The sequence below is a fragment of the Pseudidiomarina terrestris genome (assembly GCF_030466405.1).
Classification (GTDB): domain Bacteria; phylum Pseudomonadota; class Gammaproteobacteria; order Enterobacterales; family Alteromonadaceae; genus Pseudidiomarina; species Pseudidiomarina terrestris.
The window spans coordinates 129,120-146,982 of record NZ_JAGGJF010000005.1; the positions used below are offsets into that span (position 1 = coordinate 129,120).

General features: G+C 48.1%; 23 protein-coding genes and 1 tRNA gene. 8 read left to right on the forward strand and 16 right to left on the reverse strand.

The window, feature by feature from the left end; genetic code table 11:
* Position 1: 1 nt before the first annotated feature.
* The 7 genes from J6J34_RS10315 to J6J34_RS10345 all read right to left on the reverse strand — a co-directional run bounded on the left by J6J34_RS10315 (position 2) and on the right by J6J34_RS10345 (position 4,898).
* Positions 2 to 583, reverse strand: a complete 582-nt coding sequence (locus J6J34_RS10315; RefSeq protein ID WP_301898990.1) for an SLATT domain-containing protein — start codon at positions 581 to 583, stop codon at positions 2 to 4.
* 109 nt (positions 584 to 692) lie between these two features.
* Entirely contained in the window at positions 693 to 1,295 is a 603-nt protein-coding gene (locus tag J6J34_RS10320) for a hypothetical protein (protein WP_301898991.1), read from the reverse strand.
* 232 nt (positions 1,296 to 1,527) lie between these two features.
* A complete protein-coding gene (locus J6J34_RS10325) occupies positions 1,528 to 2,040 on the reverse strand; it encodes a hypothetical protein (RefSeq protein ID WP_301898992.1) in 513 nt (170 codons plus the stop codon).
* Between the two features lie 12 nt (positions 2,041 to 2,052).
* Positions 2,053 to 2,454, reverse strand: coding sequence for a hypothetical protein (locus J6J34_RS10330; protein ID WP_301898993.1), 402 nt, complete (start codon positions 2,452 to 2,454; stop codon positions 2,053 to 2,055).
* A 793-nt stretch (positions 2,455 to 3,247) separates the two neighbouring features.
* Entirely contained in the window at positions 3,248 to 3,649 is a 402-nt protein-coding gene (locus J6J34_RS10335) for a hypothetical protein (protein WP_301898994.1), read from the reverse strand.
* 46 nt (positions 3,650 to 3,695) lie between these two features.
* Positions 3,696 to 4,421, reverse strand: coding sequence for a DUF429 domain-containing protein (locus J6J34_RS10340; protein WP_301898995.1), 726 nt, complete (start codon positions 4,419 to 4,421; stop codon positions 3,696 to 3,698).
* 105 nt (positions 4,422 to 4,526) lie between these two features.
* Positions 4,527 to 4,898: a hypothetical protein gene (locus tag J6J34_RS10345; RefSeq protein WP_301898996.1), complete on the reverse strand. Its 372-nt coding sequence runs from the start codon at positions 4,896 to 4,898 to the stop codon at positions 4,527 to 4,529.
* Between the two features lie 231 nt (positions 4,899 to 5,129).
* Here J6J34_RS10345 and J6J34_RS10350 point away from each other — a divergent pair, with 231 nt between their 5' ends.
* The 3 genes from J6J34_RS10350 (at position 5,130) to J6J34_RS10360 (ending at position 7,061) form a co-directional block, all read left to right on the forward strand.
* On the forward strand, positions 5,130 to 5,366 hold the full coding sequence (locus J6J34_RS10350; protein ID WP_301720492.1) for a hypothetical protein: 237 nt from the start codon (positions 5,130 to 5,132) through the stop codon (positions 5,364 to 5,366).
* A 294-nt stretch (positions 5,367 to 5,660) separates the two neighbouring features.
* Positions 5,661 to 6,746 (forward strand): calcium/sodium antiporter, encoded by a 1,086-nt coding sequence (locus J6J34_RS10355; protein WP_301898997.1) that lies wholly within the window; start codon positions 5,661 to 5,663, stop codon positions 6,744 to 6,746.
* A gap of 45 nt (positions 6,747 to 6,791) precedes the next feature.
* Positions 6,792 to 7,061, forward strand: coding sequence for a hypothetical protein (locus J6J34_RS10360; RefSeq protein ID WP_301720490.1), 270 nt, complete (start codon positions 6,792 to 6,794; stop codon positions 7,059 to 7,061).
* Positions 7,062 to 7,076: 15 nt separating this feature from the next.
* On the opposite strand, the gene J6J34_RS10365 is transcribed toward J6J34_RS10360, so the two are convergent.
* From J6J34_RS10365 to hexR, 3 genes are read right to left on the reverse strand one after another with little or no spacing between them, the layout of a single operon-like run.
* Positions 7,077 to 7,325 (reverse strand): YkoF family thiamine/hydroxymethylpyrimidine-binding protein, encoded by a 249-nt coding sequence (locus J6J34_RS10365; RefSeq protein WP_301720489.1) that lies wholly within the window; start codon positions 7,323 to 7,325, stop codon positions 7,077 to 7,079.
* A 50-nt stretch (positions 7,326 to 7,375) separates the two neighbouring features.
* Positions 7,376 to 7,450, reverse strand: a complete 75-nt coding sequence (locus J6J34_RS12525; RefSeq protein ID WP_418055288.1) for a DUF2569 family protein — start codon at positions 7,448 to 7,450, stop codon at positions 7,376 to 7,378.
* Between the two features lie 15 nt (positions 7,451 to 7,465).
* Positions 7,466 to 8,320 (reverse strand): transcriptional regulator HexR, encoded by an 855-nt coding sequence (gene hexR / locus J6J34_RS10370; protein ID WP_301898998.1) that lies wholly within the window; start codon positions 8,318 to 8,320, stop codon positions 7,466 to 7,468.
* A 114-nt stretch (positions 8,321 to 8,434) separates the two neighbouring features.
* On the opposite strand from hexR, the gene zwf reads away from it, so the two are divergent.
* The 5 genes from zwf to J6J34_RS10395 all read left to right on the forward strand — a co-directional run bounded on the left by zwf (position 8,435) and on the right by J6J34_RS10395 (position 14,382).
* Complete coding sequence (zwf, locus tag J6J34_RS10375; protein WP_301898999.1) at positions 8,435 to 9,907, forward strand: glucose-6-phosphate dehydrogenase; 1,473 nt, start codon at positions 8,435 to 8,437, stop codon at positions 9,905 to 9,907.
* Positions 9,904 to 10,596, forward strand: a complete 693-nt coding sequence (gene pgl / locus J6J34_RS10380; protein ID WP_301774262.1) for a 6-phosphogluconolactonase — start codon at positions 9,904 to 9,906, stop codon at positions 10,594 to 10,596. The genes zwf and pgl overlap by 4 nt, the downstream gene beginning before the upstream one ends.
* 18 nt (positions 10,597 to 10,614) lie before the next feature.
* Complete coding sequence (edd, locus tag J6J34_RS10385) at positions 10,615 to 12,432, forward strand: phosphogluconate dehydratase (RefSeq protein ID WP_301899000.1); 1,818 nt, start codon at positions 10,615 to 10,617, stop codon at positions 12,430 to 12,432.
* 2 nt (positions 12,433 to 12,434) lie between these two features.
* Positions 12,435 to 13,070, forward strand: a complete 636-nt coding sequence (locus tag J6J34_RS10390) for a bifunctional 4-hydroxy-2-oxoglutarate aldolase/2-dehydro-3-deoxy-phosphogluconate aldolase (RefSeq protein WP_301899001.1) — start codon at positions 12,435 to 12,437, stop codon at positions 13,068 to 13,070.
* A gap of 73 nt (positions 13,071 to 13,143) precedes the next feature.
* Entirely contained in the window at positions 13,144 to 14,382 is a 1,239-nt protein-coding gene (locus tag J6J34_RS10395) for an APC family permease (protein WP_301899002.1), read from the forward strand.
* Between the two features lie 76 nt (positions 14,383 to 14,458).
* On the opposite strand, the gene J6J34_RS10400 is transcribed toward J6J34_RS10395, so the two are convergent.
* From J6J34_RS10400 to J6J34_RS10425, 6 genes are all read right to left on the reverse strand, one after another.
* Positions 14,459 to 14,668 carry a cold-shock protein gene (locus J6J34_RS10400; RefSeq protein WP_301720814.1) on the reverse strand — a complete coding sequence of 70 codons (210 nt, stop codon included), beginning with the start codon at positions 14,666 to 14,668 and terminating at the stop codon, positions 14,459 to 14,461.
* 211 nt (positions 14,669 to 14,879) lie between these two features.
* Positions 14,880 to 15,602, reverse strand: a complete 723-nt coding sequence (locus J6J34_RS10405) for a flavodoxin family protein (RefSeq protein WP_301899003.1) — start codon at positions 15,600 to 15,602, stop codon at positions 14,880 to 14,882.
* Positions 15,603 to 15,827: 225 nt separating this feature from the next.
* Positions 15,828 to 16,181, reverse strand: a complete 354-nt coding sequence (locus J6J34_RS10410) for a DUF488 domain-containing protein (RefSeq protein ID WP_301720469.1) — start codon at positions 16,179 to 16,181, stop codon at positions 15,828 to 15,830.
* Between the two features lie 36 nt (positions 16,182 to 16,217).
* On the reverse strand, positions 16,218 to 17,216 hold the full coding sequence (locus J6J34_RS10415) for an NADP-dependent oxidoreductase (protein WP_301720468.1): 999 nt from the start codon (positions 17,214 to 17,216) through the stop codon (positions 16,218 to 16,220).
* 118 nt (positions 17,217 to 17,334) lie between these two features.
* Positions 17,335 to 17,411: transfer RNA gene (locus tag J6J34_RS10420), tRNA-Val, on the reverse strand.
* Between the two features lie 152 nt (positions 17,412 to 17,563).
* Entirely contained in the window at positions 17,564 to 17,785 is a 222-nt protein-coding gene (locus tag J6J34_RS10425; protein WP_301720467.1) for a hypothetical protein, read from the reverse strand.
* Positions 17,786 to 17,863 lie beyond the last annotated feature (78 nt).

The following is a 17,863-nucleotide window of genomic DNA, read 5'->3' on the forward strand; positions in this document are numbered from 1 at the left end:
ATTATGTAAAAACATAGATTAGCCAAACAATTTCCATAATCAGAAGAGTAAAATAAATAAAGTACTCAAGAGAGCTGTGAAAAAGAGCTACAGGGACCCTATACCATCGTTTTTGAAATGAATCAGTCCATTGCGCTTTAACATGATAGTAGTCAACTGGCTTGTGGTTATCGTATTTAGCCAGCACACGCTCATACATAGTTTGAAGGTCATCGTAATTCTGTTCGGTATGGAGAGTGGAGTTATCTAAGTTCTTTTTAACCTTCATGAGCAAGCTGTGAAGCTCTCTTCCGCAATCATGGAACTTTTCGGATCTAATACCGAAATTGCTTTTACTCAAAGCTGTGGAAACTACCAAAATAGTAATACTGAAAAATATAGACATGAGATCTAGAGACTGTCCGTTAATGGAAGTATTTATCTCCAATGCCCTCGCTAATGATACAAAAATAAGTCCCAGCGAAAAAAATATAACAATCGCTAGAGATAAACTATTATGGCGCCGCATGCGATTGCTAGCATTGAATCTACAACTAGCTGTTTTATCTATACGCTTATAAATTTCTTCAAAAGTGTCTTTCAACTGTCCTCCTAAAATATCTAATGACAAAGTACATCAGCGGGTTTGGTATTTTGAGATCTCCAGTTAACCCATTATTGACGGTCCCCCAAGAGCGGACGTTAATAACACGTCAACCGGTCGAAAAACGTGAGGCAGAGTGTACCGATTTGTTGTATTCCTTATATCTTCGCCAGATTTCACGACGCATTCCAGTTTTCATTTTAACTTTTAGCTTCCGGCCGACGCTAGTGCACAAGTAGATCTCTGATGTAAATATTCTAAAAAACGCTTTTATTTTGCTGGCTGGAAATAGAAATCTATCTGGTGAGTCAAGCTGTTCTATGAAGTCTGCGGCGAAGTATAATCTAGCTACTTCGCCGTCAGTTAATCTCATTGGGAACTTTGAACAAAGTCTCGAAACTCTTATATCTAGATACGGTTGTATCATGGTTCGTTGCTTTTTAAAAAAGGGCGCATGCTTCCAGTGCCACTCAAAATTTGTCACTTGAACTTCACGAGCACCTACATTCACGAAATCTAGCACATATGCATAGGTGTCTAGTATCATCGGGTCATAGCTTGGAATCAGACTTCCGCTGTAACTTGCCTTAAGTCGAATAAATTTATCACGAACTGATAACCATAGCGCTACGCCTGAAATTAAGATTGTTCCAAAGGCTGAAACCCAGGGCGCAAAGCTGTTGATGCACTGCCATGTATTACAAGCTTCCAAGTTTACTCCTAGCTATAAAAATAACGCTCACCATATAAATTTTATGGTCTAGTTTAGCTTATTTTGTAAAGTAAGAATCTTCCAATGTCCGCTGTTCGCTCACAACGGACTAACGGCTGAGTGCCAGAAGCCGATGTTGGCTTTAAGACACTTTTTTTAAAGCCTAACGCCCGTACATAACTGGATTCGAGAAACAGAGCGGAGCTTTTTGCGATCTGCGTTTATGCGATTGTTAGGCTTTCTCTTCTGCATTATATGCTTCTATTTTTGCTTGCACGGCCTCAATTAATGAAATCTGTTCCATAGCCACTTGATTACCTTTTTGAGCTTCTGTTCCCATATACAACCAAGGGCTTAACTTAAGAATGAGGCTACCAGTTATAAAAAAGTACGCAATAGACATCCCCCCAAGCCAATAAAGACCATTCCAAAGACAAAGGCCTCCCCATATAAATCCTGCCAGGCGCAGGCCATTTAACAGAGCTGAATATGCCTGTGCTCCACTAGGAAACCAGAAGTGCAGGTGATAGCGTTGATAAACTTCAACTTCTTTAGGGTGAAGTTGTTGGCAAAGTGGAGCGTTTTTTGCTGGCTTTGTGAAAATGTTAGACAGCATAATTAATAGCCAGAATAAGTATGCCAATACCACAAATGTTATTGATGATGCCTCGAGAGATACGAAGCTGACCAAGCCAGATACGACAATGACAATTAGTGCAATAATATTCCCCAGCATTGCTCCCATTTAAATAGCTCCTTATGCCTTGTTGCCGAAGCGGCCAATTTTAAATAACCGCTTGAAAATGGCAGACAACAAAAGCCTCATTTGTACATGCTGGCAAATGCCGTTTCCAGTCTGTGCATGCAACTTGTGCCCAAACTCCATTACTTTTTCAGTAGGTATTGGTAGCTGGCATTTCTTACACGCGGGCGCGCAAGAAAAACAAATCGGATAGCTACCACGAACCCTTCCTCTTGAAGATGACATGGGAACGAATGATTTTGGAAGTTTTTCTCCTTCGCTGAACGATGCTTCTAGGATATGGAAAGCTAGTGGCAGTTTTTCTTTCCCGCAAATTGCACATGCACAACCTTTTTCAATTCTGTGCTTGTAAGAGTCAAGTAAGCCCTGCCTCAATTGCTCTCTAAAATCGCTCATTGGGTGCCTCCATGAAACCTAACATACGTATATTTCACCTGCGCAATTTGTAACTCGTTTAATTGCTAGATACTGACTCGGAAGTTACTGAGCTAACCATGATTATGACCCTAAAGCGTTCAGAGTATGTCTAAGCAATTTGAGGATGCTCAGTTACACTCTAGCGGGCACACAATATCTAACTTTAAATGTTTGTGATGTCATTGAGATTAAACAACTTAAACTCACAAAACAATAACAAAATACACAACATTGTAGAGAGAGATGTGCAGTGTCTGATTCGCAACCAAAAACTTATTAATACCAGGGCAGTAAGTTACTAGCTTGTTTGGTAAAAAAGCCTAAGGTCCGCTCTTCGCTCTTTACAGACAGCTTGCTATTGTTGAGTTCCATTCAGCGCTGACTAAGCCAAGAAAAAGCTACCGCATAGGTAGCTTTTAACTTAAGCCTCGCTTACTTTTTTGATGATTTGCTAGGTTTCAGCCTTGGAGTATTCCCAGGAGTTTTTTTGTTATCGCGTCTGCGTTTATCAGGTTTCCCTGTTGAATCAGCAATTGGCTTAGGGCCAGGTTTAAGAGCCATATGATTACCCTTTTATGGTGTTGAGAAAGTCAATCATTCGTTGGGTATAAAAAATGAGATTTATGTACCCAATGAATGAGTATAGTCTCAATAAGAAAAATGGCTGTTTTCTAGCGTCAATTACATTGGGTAGTTCCGCTTCTCTCTCATAGCTGATAATCTGGTCCACTCCAATCTACGGCTACGAGGTGTCTAGCAAATCAGTGGCGATTCAACCAGCACCTTTAACTTGCTCCATAATCCAGTGGTTGTCTTTTTCAACTTCTGACTTGCTGACAAATTTCCGCTCAAGCATAGTCCTTTGTGCCGCGTGCCATACCTTCAGCATGTCTTGTCCTGTCATATTGAGAACTCCGCGATAAATATGGTATTTACCACAACCAAGGTGCTGACCAATTACATTGGTTATTAACAATAGAGCTAGTTCATCAGGCTTCATTCCGTCTATTCTAACGGAATATATGGTCTTCTCTACATCCTTTGCAATAGAAGTTACTTCTGTATCTAATATACTTTTGCTCAAATCGGCAAATTGATCTAAGAAAGATTTGGCCTCTTGGATAGTAAGCCTTACTTCATAAGGAGGAAAAATCTTCCAAAATAATTTCCGCATACCGCCCCCGCTATACTACTTCCTGAATTCAGACCAAACGACGTGACTAAATGCAACTAACTTTTGGAGCCCATATGTATCCGCGATCAGCATCACCATAAGTGACGCCAGGAGCTTCCATTTGATACAGTCCGGCGATGTAGAGACATATCATGGCATCTAGAGCATCTTCATTAATTTTGAGCGCACGTCCTTTTAAAGAGTCAATATAAGTCGCTGAAAGCAATAATTTGAGGTGTTCTGGAATTTTCATAGCCAACACAGGGGATGAATCGAGGCTTAAGATTAAGTCAGCTAGTGCAATCTGGCCAGATTTTTTGTTTGCTACCGTCCCTTTTTTATAGGCTAATCGCTCCGATAATCCAAAACATTCGATTATTGCCGTATGGGGATAACACTCGATTTGCCATTTATCCGAAGCTAAGTGCGCGAAGCCCATTTCATCGAGCTGCGAAGATAAACGAGCGCTTAAAGCTTCAGGATAAAGAGACCTATTTGAAGTGTGACAAGAAGCCTTTCGCGCCCCATAATCGCGACTAAGAGCCTTTTCGCAATCGCGCTGCCCGAAATCGTTTTCGATGATAAGAGGAGCATCTATCGCTATTCCCGACAGATCGTCGACACTTGATACCAAATCCAGTATAGGAGTTAGTCCAAATATGGTGGGCTCAAGCGACTCTAGTACCAGTTGCTCCCCATTTATACTGCCGATCGCAATTGCGGAGGAGTTTTTCTCTCCGTACCATGCTAAATCTATCCCTGCTAGCTTCATATCCGTGTCCTTTCGAAAAATAACAGATTATCACCTTAGAATAGCAGGCTCATTCCTGCGAGATTCTTAGAGTTCTAACGTCCGTTCCTCGCTCACAGCGGCCACTCACCCCTCAATAATCTTAACCCGACCCTGATACCGCCAAATATCGAATGCTTCAGCAATCTTCTCAAGGCGCAATGCTTCGTCACGTGTATCTGTATAAGTGACGAGTAGGTAAGTTTGGTGCGCCAGGAAGTTTTGCCGTCCAACTTCTGTTTCCAGGTCATAGTCTTCTGTCAGCGATCTATCAAAATAAAGGTGCTTGGCGAGTATCGATTGCTTTGAAACTAGGTGGTGTGGGTCACTGACAGCGCAGTTGGCGATTGGTTTGAGTTTGCTTTGTAATGAGCGTCCATGTTGTGTGAGACGGCGACGAAGATTGGCTGCGATCCCAACTTTGAGAGGTATACCGTCAAAGGTGTGAATTTGATTCAAGCCAGGACTAGGGGAAGGGCGTTGAGGTTATCGAACCTGTGTACGGCGATATCATAAGAGGCATCAAGTGCGAGCTTATTGGCTGGTACTATTTCGGTTATTTCCAGGACTAAAAGAATCTTTCATTATGCATTGGCACGGTGGCGAATTTACAGATGTCAGCTAAACTTATAACAGACCGACGAATTTAGTGAACAGGCTTTTAAATTGCTACTGGCTAGAGGAGGCATTATGAAGTTTGAAGCCATCTTAAAAGATCCGTCTGCAGTGTATGATAAACCTCAAGACGTGTTAGACGACGGCAACCTCTCTCGTGACGAGAAATGTGAAATTCTGAAGCAGTGGGAATACGACGCTGTGGAGCTTCAGGTAGCGACTGAAGAGAATATGCCGGGCCCAGAAGACAGCACATTGGATGATATTCTTGCGGCGAAGCAAAAACTGCTTGATTGCGACGACGAAGTGTAAAGTAACAAGCTCGCCATAAGTGTGGCTGCTCGGGAGTTGGTTTTGTTTACCGAGCAGCGACTAGATGCAGCTTTAGGTTTTCGTTTGCAACCGTGTAATGTGCATCGGTGCTTCCGCAAGGAAGTATTCTCCTCTGTAATACCCCATCATGATCTACCTTCCTAAGTTCAAAATTACCAAGCGGTTTTAGCTGGATACGATTTCCTGAAAATATCTGGCAGCCCTATGGGAAGGTGGTTTTTAGTGTAATAGACTAATGCGTATTACAATTGGTACTAAGGACTTGAGGTAAAAATGGATTACGTTCTTTTGGCATTAGGCCTGGTCTTATTGATTTGCGGTGCTGACGGTCTGGTTCGTGGCGCGGCGCGGTTGGCGGCAAGCATTGGCATTCCAACCATAGTCATAGGTTTGACCGTTGTCGCATTTGGTACCAGTGCGCCCGAGTTGGCGGTGAGCATTAACTCGGCGATTGCCGATAAAACCGAGCTGGCCATGGCCAACGTGGTCGGTAGTAATATTTTTAACGTATTGTTTATTCTTGGCTTAGCAGCCGTAATCACTCCTTTAGCTATATCACGCCAACTTATTCGTCAGGATGTGCCAATCATGGTGTTGATCAGCGCGCTGGTGTTCTTTCTGGCGTCAGATGGCATGTTGAGCTTCATGGAATGTGCGCTGCTGGTCGTTCTCTTGGTGATTTATACCGTGTTCTTATTTGTTCAGGGGAAGAAGTCGGAGAACGCCAAAGCGGACGCTCCTGATGGAGATGAGTTAGCTGAACTGACCCAGGGTAACCACCCGGCCTGGCAAAGCTTATTGTGGTTGGTCGTTGGTCTGGCGCTGTTGATAATTGGTGCGAGCTTGCTTGTTAATAGCGCAGTAAGTATCGCGCGCACCTTTGGCGTGAGCGAGGCGGTGATAGGCTTGACCATTCTGGCGATTGGTACCTCGTTGCCTGAAGTTGTCACCTCTATTGTTGCCAGCTTCAAAGGGCAGAGAGATATTGCAGTGGGTAACGTGGTCGGCAGTAATACTTTCAACCTGCTGGCTGTGCTTGGTATTTCAGGTATCGTGAGTTTTGATGGCTTGGCAGCAACAGCGCAGCTGGTGCAGCAGGATCTCCCCATCATGCTCGGGGTTGCTATCCTAACCTTACCGCTGGTCATCACAGGTTCGACTCTAAGTCGCAGTGAAGGGGCTTTATTTTTCGGTTTGTACGTCTTTTATACTGCGCTGTTAATCGGCACCGCGAAAGGCGCGGCTTGGGTGAGTCCGATGCAGTCGCTGTTCTGGTACCTGGTACTGCCACTGACGGTGCTTGTGGTGCTGGCATCACTCATCAGGGACGTCGCAAGGCGGCGTCAAGCGTCACAATAGTCAACTATACTTAGTTCAGCTTCTTAATTAAGGGAGACTATCTCTATGAAGACTGCTTATACAGATATTGAGCTCGAACAACTGCTGGAACGGTTAAATAAAGCGTTATTTGAATCTGATCCCATGAATACGGGGTGCCAGGAAAATGACGCATACGACGAGTACGAAGGGATTGCTGCTGCAGCCGTAAATTACATGATAAGAGGCGCCACAGAACGTGACGCCATAACCCAAGCCCTTAAAGATAGTTTCGACGATCTTGTCACTGACGAGAAAGTTGATCAGGTGCTCAACTCACCTGTAATGAAAGATTAAGCGAGAAACTATAGCTTATGGCCGCAAATCACCATGCAGGAATTTAACGACGAAGACGACTTTACCGTATCGTTCAAATGACCATTTAATGCATGCCTGTAACGCGGCCATCACTTCATCGTAATCACCAAAGACCTGAGTACTGAGGGTATTGGTAATAATGTGCAAGTCTTCAAATTTGTTGAGTTCATCAATAAAGCCTTTAATAGGCTCGATATAGTTATCGGCGAGCGGATATTTACTGATGTCGATAGTTAGTTTCATTACGACTTTACTCCTTTTATAAGCGAACGAAATCAAATGCTACGCCAACCTCAGAAGGTGTTTTTCACCCGTTTCGAGATCAGCATGTAGGGCACCTGTATTAAAGCATAGATAATTATGCGGATTCTATCGAGTTAAGGTCATACACCATCGACTTTGCCAAACCGGGAGTCGCGCAAACTCTCTTTAATAAGACGCAATTTGTCGCGAAAGTCGGGACCGCGGCGTAGGGTATAGCCGGTAATCAGGACGTCGATTAGCACCAGTTGCGCGATTCGCGAAGCCATGGGCATGTACACGTCAGTATCTTCCGGGACCTGCGTCGAGAGAACCATTTCACACTCATCAGCCAGTGGGCTGGGGAACGCAGTAATACCGAGCACCTTGGCTTTGGTTTGTCGGGCAATGGCGGCAATCTCGCAAAGGGCTTTGGTACGCCCCGTATGGCTGATAAAAACAATCACATCCCCCGGACCGGAATTGATGGCAGCCATACGTTGCATCAGCACATCGTCAGAAAACATCACCGGGGTGTCAAATCGCAAAAACTTATTTTGTGCATCATGGGCGACGGAAGCTGATGCACCCAGGCCGAAGAAAGAAATCTTTTTGGCCTGGCTAAGAGCCTCAATGGCTTGCTCTAATGTCTCGATGTCGATGTGCTTGCGGGTCACATTTAAGGCGGCCATGGTGGATTCGAAGATCTTACCCGTGAAATCCTCGATACTGTCATCTTGCTCCACGTGCCGGTTTACAAAGGGCGTCCCTTTCACCAGACTTTGGGCCAGCTGGAGTTTGAAATCTGGATAACCTTTGGCGCCCAGGGTACGGCAAAAGCGGTTCACTGTGGGCTCACTAACGTCAGCCAGCTGCGCCAATGTCGCTATACTCTTGTGAATGGCGCCGTGTGGGTCTGCTAAAATGACATCAGCGACTTTCCGCTCAGACTTGCTTAACGAAGCAACTTCACTGTGCAATTTCTCAAGTAGGTTCATATTCGGTGGTCCAGATTATTTTTGTAATTTAATTACATTTATTGGATTTATCTAAGATTCACTGTTAGCATCCTAGCTGATTTGTTGCAAAATTACATAAGCAAGAGGCAAATAATGACAACAGCCGCTGAATGTTGCGACCTTATACTGTTTGGTTCTCTCGGCGATCTGGCGCGGCGCAAGTTGCTGCCAGCGCTCTATCAACTCGAGAAGGCCGAACTATTGCATGCTGAATCGCGAATTATTGGTGTCGCTCGGGATGCTATGTCCGTTGAGGACTTTCGTGAACGAGTGCAGCAGAGTCTAAAAGAATTTGTAACTAAAGAACAAATAGATAATGAGGTTTGGCAACGATTTGCCAAAAAACTACATTATTGCGGCCTGGATTTAGCTGATCTCGAAGCCTATGACGATTTGGCCCAGCTCGTTACCCCAAACCAGCGCGCCCCCATTTGTTATTTTGCGACCCCGCCGAGTCTGTTCCCGGTGATTTGCGACGGACTTGCCAGCATCAAACTGAACCAAGCGCCAACCCGCGTGGTGCTTGAAAAGCCTTTGGGTCATGATTTGGCGTCCTGCTGCAAAATAAATCAACACGTGGCGCGTTATTTTGATGAGTCGCAGGTGTACCGTATTGATCATTATCTGGGCAAAGAAACGGTGCTGAATCTTCTGGCCCTGCGATTTGCCAACTCCATTTTTTCTGATCAGTGGAATCACAACACCATTGATCATATTCAGATCACGGCCGCCGAACAGGTAGGCGTAGAAGGGCGTTGGGGGTATTACGATGACGCCGGTCAATTACGTGACATGGTGCAAAACCACTTGCTGCAGGTGCTCTCATTAATTGCGATGGAGCCCCCGACACGACTGGACGCGGAAAGTATCCGTGAGGAAAAGCTTAAGGTACTGAAATCACTACGGCCGATCACTCAGGCTAATGTCAATGAGGATACCGTTCGTGGTCAGTACGCTGCCGGCTTTGTTGGCGAGAACCGAGTGCCGGGTTATATGGAAGAAGAGGGCGCTGTGGGCAAGAGCTCAACGGAAACCTTTGTCGGCTTAAAAGTTCATATCGACAACTGGCGCTGGTCGGGTGTGCCTTTTTATCTGCGCACGGGTAAGCGTATGCCGCAGAAGCGTACCGAGGTCGTGATTACTTTCAAACCACAACCCCATAATATTTTTCATGAAACGCTTAATCAGCTTCCTCCAAACCGTTTGATTATCCGCTTACAACCCGATGAAGGGGTGGAGATTCAAATGATGAACAAAGTGCCGGGATTGGGGAAACGGATGCAATTAAAGCCAACCACCCTGGATTTGAGCTTTTATGAAACCTTTGAAAACAAGCGTATCGCCGATGCTTACGAGCGGTTGTTGCTGGAGGCCATTGAAGGCAACCAGTATCTGTTTGTACATCGGGAAGAAGTGGAACATGCCTGGCGCTGGATTGACGGTATTCGGTCAGCGTGGACACAGTTGGAGAAAGCGCCAAAACCTTATGCGGCGGGTACCTGGGGGCCGGTGGCTTCGGTAACCTTAATGGCGCAGGACGGGCGCGAATGGGACGACGAATCATGACAGTAAGTACGCAACGCTTTGCCTCGGACTCAGAGCTGGTGGATTATTTTAATCGTAAATTAAGGTTACAGCTCGAAACCGCGATTGCTGAACGCGGTCATGCCTACCTGGTGGTGTCCGGTGGACGCACGCCAATTCCCTTGTTTCAACGCTTAGCGACGCAGCAGCTGGCATGGCCACAGGTGACCATCGTGCTGGCGGACGAGCGCTGGCTGCCAGCGTCAGATGCGGCGAGCAACGAGCGACTGGTTCGCGAGCATTTACTGCAAGATCAGGCGGCGGCAGCAAATTTCGTGAGTTTGCTGACCAGCGCTGAGGACCCCTATCAAGCGGCGGCAGTCGTCAGCGATCGACTGGCCGCATTGCCGACCTTTGATGCGGTCATTTTAGGCATGGGTGAAGACGGCCATACAGCGTCTTTATTTCCTGGCAGCGACGAGTTGCAGGAAGGTCTCACTACCGATGCTGCAGCGCTTGCGGTGACCCCGAAGCACGCGCCACACGCGCGTATGTCGATGAGCAAAAAACGCCTGTTGGACAGTCGCCAAATTTATTTTCATCTAAGTGGCGCAGCAAAAGCTGCGGTACTTGACCACGCTCTGGCTGAAGAAGACGTGGAGACGATGCCGGTGCGCGCGTTTTTGCACCAGCAACAGGTCCCTGTAGAAGTCCTGTTGGCATCGAGCTAATTCGTTAAGGAGTTTGTTATGCACGCGGTTATAGACCAGGTTACGCAACGCATCGAAGCACGCAGTGCCGCTGAACGCCAGCGCTATCTTGAAAAAGTCGCCCATGCGCGGCAGCAAGGCCCCCATCGTGGTGCCCTGTCTTGCGGTAATCTCGCTCACGGCTTCGCTGCCTGCGGGAAAGAGGATAAGGGCGGCTTACGCAGTCTGACGAAAGCTAATATTGGCATCGTAACGTCGTACAACGATATGCTTTCGGCGCACCAGCCGTATCACGATTATCCCGATAAACTTAAAGAAGCCATTCGTGCGGTGGGCAGTGTCGCCCAGGTTGCGGGCGGTGTGCCGGCGATGTGTGATGGTGTCACCCAGGGCCAGCCAGGCATGGAGCTGAGCCTGATCAGTCGTGATGTGATTGCAATGTCGACGGCGGTGAGTCTGTCACACAACATGTTCGATGGCGGCCTGATGCTCGGCATTTGTGACAAGATTGTGCCCGGCTTGCTCATTGCGGCGTTGAGTTTTGGCCACTTACCTTTTGTGTTCGTGCCGGCGGGGCCCATGCCTTCCGGCATCACCAATAAAGAAAAAGCTCGGGTACGCGAGCTTTATGCCGAAGGTAAAGTCAGTAAAGATGATTTACTGGAAGCCGAAGCGGCCTCTTACCATAGCCCCGGCACCTGTACCTTTTACGGCACCGCAAACTCCAACCAGCTGATTGTAGAAATTATGGGTCTGCAGCTGCCGGGTTCATCCTTTGTGAACCCTGGTTCTGGGTTACGAGAGGAGCTGACGCGGGTTGCGGCACAACAGGTAACACGGATCACCGATTTAGGTACCGATTATCAGCCGATCAGCTCTATCGTCACTGCGAAAAGTCTGGTCAATGGCATTGTCGGCCTGCTGGCAACAGGCGGCTCCACCAATCACACCATGCATTTGGTGGCCATTGCCCGAGCCGCAGGCTATATCATCGACTGGGATGATTTTGCCGAGCTTTCCAGTGTGACCCCTCTGGTGACACGTATTTATCCAAACGGTGACGCCGACATCAATCACTTCCAGCGTGCGGGTGGTATGGCGTACCTGATTCGTACCTTGCTTGATGCCGGACTATTACATGAAGATGTTGAAACCATCGCCGGGCCTGGCTTATCGCGTTACACCAAGAAACCAGAGTTGGTTGATGGCAAAGTGCAATGGGTTGCAGGTCCGGAAGAATCATTGGATAAAGATGTTTTGCGTAGTAGCGCGGATCCCTTCAGCGACCACGGTGGTTTGTCAGTATTGCAGGGCAACTTGGGCCGTGCAGTCATGAAAACTTCCGCGCTGCCAGAGGACCGCGTGAGTGTCACGGCGCCGGCGGTAGTAATGTCCAGTCAGCATGAGCTTGATGCAGCCTTTAAAGCTGGAGATTTAGATCGCGACTGCGTGGTGGTGGTGCGGTTCCAGGGGCCGAAGGCCATTGGCATGCCTGAGTTACACAAGCTAACCCCGCCGTTAGGCGTGTTGCAGCAGCGCGGCTATCGGGTGGCGCTGATAACGGATGGTCGTATGTCCGGTGCTTCGGGTAAGGTACCTGCCGCCATTCATGTGACGCCAGAGGCGGTCGACGGCGGCCTGATCGGTAAAATAAAAGACGGCGACCTGGTTCGCGTTGACGCCGAAAGCGGCGCTCTCGAGTTATTGGTAGAAGCTCAGGAACTCGAGCAACGGCCGCAAGCTACACTGGATTTGAGTGGCAGCCATGAAGGCATGGGCCGTGAACTCTTTGGCGGTTTCCGCACTCAGTTCAGTGGTGCAGAGCAGGGCGCCTGTACTCTTTTCTCGGAGGGTTAAATATGAGTTTTACCAACTGGACGTTAAGCCCCGATGAGCTCTTTAGCATGGGACCAGTGGTGCCGGTCATGGTTATTGAGCAACTCGAAGATGCCTTGCCTATGGCACAAGCGTTGCTGGCCGCGGATATTAAAGTGTTAGAGGTCACCCTGCGCACACCGGTTGCGCTGGAAGCTATTCAGCTGCTGCGCGAGGAATTTCCTGACGCCCTGGTAGGCGCTGGCACTGTGACCACACCAGAGCAATTGCAAAGTGTCACAGCTGCGGGCGCGCAGTTTGCAATTAGCCCCGGTATCACTCGGGAGTTACTGGTTGCCGGAGCTGCGGGCTCAATTCCTTTGTTACCGGGGGTTGCGACCATTTCTGAACTGATGCAAGCGCACGGTTTGGGCTATCACCATCTGAAATTTTTCCCGGCTGAAGCCGCAGGTGGCACCGCAATGCTCAAAGCCATTGCAGGCCCCTTTGCTGATGTACAGTTTTGCCCAACGGGAGGCATTCACCAGAACAACTTTCGCGATTATCTGGCGCTACCGAACGTGCGCTGCGTGGGTGGCTCGTGGATTTTGCCAAAAACCGCTATTGCTGCGAAAAACTGGCCGGAAATCACTCGTCTCAGTCGCGCGGCCAGACCCTAATCAGCGCATAACTTGTTGCTTAGCGATTCGACAAGACCTTTATCGACATTAATTTTTGTGTGATTCTACGTCTATGACGAACACAAAAAAGAAAAATGAGTCCGCTAACCTACAACGCACCATCAGCTTCCCGATGCTGGTTTTATACGGCATGGGCACCATGGTGGGGGCAGGTTTTTTTGCTCTGGCGGGAAAGGTTGCCGGTGTTGCTGGCATGTATGCACCCGTCGCATTCGGGATAGCGGGGGCTCTGGCTCTTTTCAGTGCACTGGCCTTTGCCGAATTATCCTCCCGGCTGCCCCATGCCGGTGGCTCCGCACGTTATATTGAAGAGGCTTTTGGTAAGCAGTGGCTGTCGGCCGTGATTGGCTGGATGATCATTGCCACTGGCATAGTCTCATCCGCGACACTGACCGTTGCCACAGTAAGATTTATTCAGGATTTTGTCAGCGTCCCCGAACAGTTGAGCTTGGTTTTGGTCGCCCTGCTGCTTGGCGGTATAGCGGCCTGGGGCGTGCGCATGGCGGTGGGTGTGGTGGTTGCTATCTCACTGCTGCAGATCGTAACGCTGCTCTACGTGGTTTTTGCTTCGCTTACAGGTCCTGATTCTGTGCACGTCGAGTGGACCGCAATCTGGCCGCCGCTTGAGACAACCGCCTGGGTTGGTGTTCTAAGTGCTGCCTTTCTGGCTTTCTACGCGTTCATCGGCTTTGAAGACATGGTGACCATGGCGGAGGAGGTACGGGACGTTCGGGAAAGTTTACCCGTGGCGCTGGTGTTCAGCCTGATCCTGGCGGCCCTGTTGTATATGAGTGTGAGTGCAGCCCTGGTGCTGACGATTTCACCTGAAACCCTGGCCGAAGCTAAAACACCACTGGCAGCCGCGGTTCAGCACCATGGCACACTGGCCGTATGTGCCATCGGCGTGATCAGTATTCTCTCGGCAGTTAACAGTGCACTGGTGCAAATAATGATGGTGGCCCGTGTTGCTTATGGCATGGCGGACCGAAATTATGCGCCAAAGGTACTGGGGAAGGTCAGCAAACGCACACAGACACCTTGGCTGGCGACGGTGCTGGCGACTCTGATCATTGCATTATTTGCGGCTACGCTGGAATTGACGACCCTGGCGAACGCCACCAGTTTGGTGTTACTGGCAGTTTTTAGTGTGGTGAACTTTGCATTATGGTGGTTGAAAGGTCGTGATGGTAAGTCTAAGGGCAAGCATTTTAATTTGCCCAGAAGCGTTCCACTGTTTGGAGCACTGGTATCAGCGGCGGCGCTGCTATTCAAGCTGACGCAGATGTTATAAGTTTGCCCGTCTAAATTGCGTGCGAAAGGCATAAAAAAAGGGACCCCGTGGGGTCCCTTTCTGATCGTGGCTTAAATTAAAGCGCTACGATGTTTTCTGCTTGTGGGCCTTTTGGACCTTGCGTAATCGTGAACGATACGTTTTGGCCTTCAGCAAGGGTTTTGAAACCACTGCTTGAGATTGCGCTAAAGTGTGCAAATACGTCTGCACCACCTTGCTGCTCAATAAAACCAAAACCTTTCGCTTCGTTAAACCACTTTACAACGCCAGTTACTGTATTAGACATAATGTTTATCCTGAAAATTTTTAAATAAATAGCCGTCATGGCTGATGCCAGTTGACGGGATCATGCGGGTAAAAAATGGAGATTTAAAACTACAGGACGAAGATTTACTGCTAATAATGCGACGTAGAGAGGTTTAACTTTCAAATTCTTATCCAACGCGGCCTACAATACGCTCATTCCTGAGGAAGTCAAACTTTATAGTGTTTATTTTTTATCTAGCTTGATGGTGCGGAAGCTCAAAGCCGAAACGCTCGCCGTCTTGCCAGGCATTTCTGTCATTACCATAATTGGAAATACCATCGTTCGCTTTTAATAACCGCGCAAGATGTATGCAGTTCCAGGTCATAATCGTGGTATTGCGTTGTGTGAAATCGTTGTCAAAGCCGACCCGCGAGCCTTGTTCAGTTTCGTCACCAAACGACGGTCCTGGTCCCGCTTCACCAATCCAGCCACAGTCAGCCTGGGGTGGGATTGTGTAGCCTAGATGGTTGAGGGCAAAGCCTAGGGTCATGGCAGTATGCTTAATGCCATCCTCATTGCCGGTGATGACACAACCGCCGACTTTACCGTAGTAAATCGACTGTCCCTTATCGTTCAGCTCTCCGGACATTGCGTAGAGGCGTTCAATCAAAATTCGGCATAACGAGCTTTCTTCGCCCAGCCACAGCGGCGTACCGATAATTAAAATATCCGCAGCTTTAACTTTCGGCCAAAGCGAGGGCCAATCATCTTTGCTCCAGCCATGTTCTGTCATATCCGGATAGACGCCCGGGGCGCATTCGTAGTCTGCAAAATGCAAATGCTCGACCGCAATATCAGCCTTCTCCATGATGCCCGCCGCAGCGTTGAGCAACAGCTTGGTATGGCTCTCTGACGCCTTCTTTTTAAGCGACGTATTAATGAAGAGCGCATTTAACGAGATATTCCGACTCATGATCGTCCTCCAGTTTCTAAAAGAGCTGTTCTATCATCCTCTATTTGCGACTTTGATGGTCCGAAAGCCCGCTCGTGGACGTCCTTTGCTTAACTTTCTTGCGTTACAGCGAACAGTTACGACAGTTGGGGGCTGCGGTTGTACGTCTATTTATTCTTAGCAAAAACCCGACGATAGGGCAAAGTCGGGCAGCATTGAACGGACTAAAGCGTAAGTGTTAACGGGCTATGATCCCAGCCGGCCTAAATACTCTTTTAAGACCACCGCATTGTTATGCTCGTTATCGGTCGCAGCGTATAACAGAGTCACACGCTTTTGCTCTGCCTTCTCGGCCAGCGGTCGCAGTTGTTCCCGGTGGTCCTTTAGCTCCGCAAGGTAACGTTTTCGAAATTCAGCCCATTCGGAGCTGTTATCGTGAAACCACTGGCGTAACTCGTCGGATGGCGCAACGTCTTTTATCCAGTCATCTAATTGCGCCTCGTCCTTGCTGATGCCACGCGGCCACAAGCGGTCGACCAGGACTCGATAGCCGTCAGCGCTTGAAGCTGACGCATAGATTCGTTTCAGTTCGATAGACATAGAAATTGACTCCTAAACCGCACGCTTATCCGTAGCTTAGAGTTTTACGATGAGCTTACCTTGATTGTCGCCAGTGAAAAACATATTCAGACCTTCAATGGCAGACTCTAACCCTTCAATAACGTGCGCGCGGTATTTCACTTTGCCGGACATGACATAAGGGGTGAGCTTAGCAAGTAAGCTTGGTACTTGATGAAAGTGGTCAGGCATAGTGAACCCCTGAATGCTTAAGCGCTTTTTGATAATTGGAATCCAGCTTGGCCCCGGGCTAGGCTCAGCTTTGTCATAATCTGCGATCATGCCGCAAACCACGACCCGACCATGGGCGTTCATACGTTCAAAAACGAGGTGTTGAATGGGGCCACCGGTATTCTCAAAGTATAAGTCGATACCATCTGGTGTGTGTTTCGCTAATTGTTGCGCTAAGTCATCGGCTTTGTAATTTACGGCACCGTCAAAGCCCAACTCGTTAACGATCCAGTCCGCTTTCTCATCGCTACCGACCACGCCGATGACGGTTAAGCCTTCAGCTTTTGCCAGCTGGCCCACTATCGAGCCCACCGAGCCAGCGGCGCCGGTCACTACCAGTGTCTCACCTTGCTGTGGCTTACCGACGTTAAATAGGCCTTGAGTCGCAGTTAAGCCGGGCAGGGCAAACACGGACAATACCATTTCATCAGGTACTTGAGCGTCGACCTTATTAATGCCCTGACCATCGCTGAGCGCATACTCTTGCCAACCCATCATGCCCATAACACGGTCACCGACCTGAAAGTCCGGATGCTTAGACTCAACAACTTCACCGACGCCAGAGCTGCGCATGACCGTACCCAACTCAACTGGGGGGATATAGCTTTCAGTATCAGGGCTCATCCAACCAAACATGGCAGGATCCAGCGACATTTGTGTTTGTTTGATGAGTAGCTCACCGGTGCCGACTTTTGGTAGCTCTTTCTCAACCACCTCAAACACGTCCGCCGATACTGGACCTGGCTCGGGTCGCTTGACTAAATTTATCGCTTTATAGGTTGTCATGGTGATCCCTTAAAATTCGTAGATGCGTGTCATTAGATTGACGGACAGCATAACAAATATAAGCGATCTTTGCGGACGGGCTTAAGCTTGGGTTTTATATCCGGGAGGGGGGATGAATTGGTACGACCGAGTGGATTCGAACCACCGACCTCTACCATGTCAAGGTAGCGCTCTAACCAACTGAGCTACGGTCGTACACTTTGAAAAGCTTGTTCACATTGCGTGAACGGCCGCTATATTAGTCATTCTCTTGCTACGACGCAAGCCATTTTTATCAAAAAAACCGCTGTAGGACGCTGACTGCTTAACAATCGAGCAATCAGTGATTTGCGTATTGATTTGCGTAACTAGCGCAGCGGCTGACCAAGCTGGTGCTGGGCAATTAATCGAACGACATAAGAGACTTTAAAGAGCCCGGCAGTAAGTATTTGGAGAAAGTGCAACACCGCAATAAACATGAGTGGAAGCTGTGCCTCCATGCCCCATGCAAGATAAGCGACAATAAGAAAAAGCAGCAAAAATGCGACCATGGCACTATTTGCAGTTCGTAAGAGAGTTACTGCTGTCATAACCTACATCCTTAATGCATGTTTTATAAAGTGCATTATTCATGTATCTTTAGCTGAGATCAAGTTTTTCAAGCTCAG

Excerpts from the sequence above, each read along its gene's own strand:
- J6J34_RS10325 (WP_301898992.1), bottom strand. The coding sequence starts at position 2,040 with ATGGGAGCAATGCTGGGGAATATTATTGCACTAATTGTCATTGTCGTA.
- J6J34_RS10330 (WP_301898993.1), bottom strand. The coding sequence starts at position 2,454 with ATGAGCGATTTTAGAGAGCAATTGAGGCAGGGCTTACTTGACTCTTAC.
- J6J34_RS10335 (WP_301898994.1), bottom strand. The coding sequence starts at position 3,649 with ATGCGGAAATTATTTTGGAAGATTTTTCCTCCTTATGAAGTAAGGCTT.
- J6J34_RS10340 (WP_301898995.1), bottom strand. The coding sequence starts at position 4,421 with ATGAAGCTAGCAGGGATAGATTTAGCATGGTACGGAGAGAAAAACTCC.
- J6J34_RS10350 (WP_301720492.1), top strand. The coding sequence starts at position 5,130 with ATGAAGTTTGAAGCCATCTTAAAAGATCCGTCTGCAGTGTATGATAAA.
- J6J34_RS10355 (WP_301898997.1), top strand. The coding sequence starts at position 5,661 with ATGGATTACGTTCTTTTGGCATTAGGCCTGGTCTTATTGATTTGCGGT.
- J6J34_RS10360 (WP_301720490.1), top strand. The coding sequence starts at position 6,792 with ATGAAGACTGCTTATACAGATATTGAGCTCGAACAACTGCTGGAACGG.
- J6J34_RS10365 (WP_301720489.1), bottom strand. The coding sequence starts at position 7,325 with ATGAAACTAACTATCGACATCAGTAAATATCCGCTCGCCGATAACTAT.
- hexR (WP_301898998.1), bottom strand. The coding sequence starts at position 8,320 with ATGAACCTACTTGAGAAATTGCACAGTGAAGTTGCTTCGTTAAGCAAG.
- zwf (WP_301898999.1), top strand. The coding sequence starts at position 8,435 with ATGACAACAGCCGCTGAATGTTGCGACCTTATACTGTTTGGTTCTCTC.
- pgl (WP_301774262.1), top strand. The coding sequence starts at position 9,904 with ATGACAGTAAGTACGCAACGCTTTGCCTCGGACTCAGAGCTGGTGGAT.
- edd (WP_301899000.1), top strand. The coding sequence starts at position 10,615 with ATGCACGCGGTTATAGACCAGGTTACGCAACGCATCGAAGCACGCAGT.
- J6J34_RS10390 (WP_301899001.1), top strand. The coding sequence starts at position 12,435 with ATGAGTTTTACCAACTGGACGTTAAGCCCCGATGAGCTCTTTAGCATG.
- J6J34_RS10395 (WP_301899002.1), top strand. The coding sequence starts at position 13,144 with ATGACGAACACAAAAAAGAAAAATGAGTCCGCTAACCTACAACGCACC.
- J6J34_RS10400 (WP_301720814.1), bottom strand. The coding sequence starts at position 14,668 with ATGTCTAATACAGTAACTGGCGTTGTAAAGTGGTTTAACGAAGCGAAA.
- J6J34_RS10405 (WP_301899003.1), bottom strand. The coding sequence starts at position 15,602 with ATGAGTCGGAATATCTCGTTAAATGCGCTCTTCATTAATACGTCGCTT.
- J6J34_RS10410 (WP_301720469.1), bottom strand. The coding sequence starts at position 16,181 with ATGTCTATCGAACTGAAACGAATCTATGCGTCAGCTTCAAGCGCTGAC.
- J6J34_RS10415 (WP_301720468.1), bottom strand. The coding sequence starts at position 17,216 with ATGACAACCTATAAAGCGATAAATTTAGTCAAGCGACCCGAGCCAGGT.
- J6J34_RS10425 (WP_301720467.1), bottom strand. The coding sequence starts at position 17,785 with ATGACAGCAGTAACTCTCTTACGAACTGCAAATAGTGCCATGGTCGCA.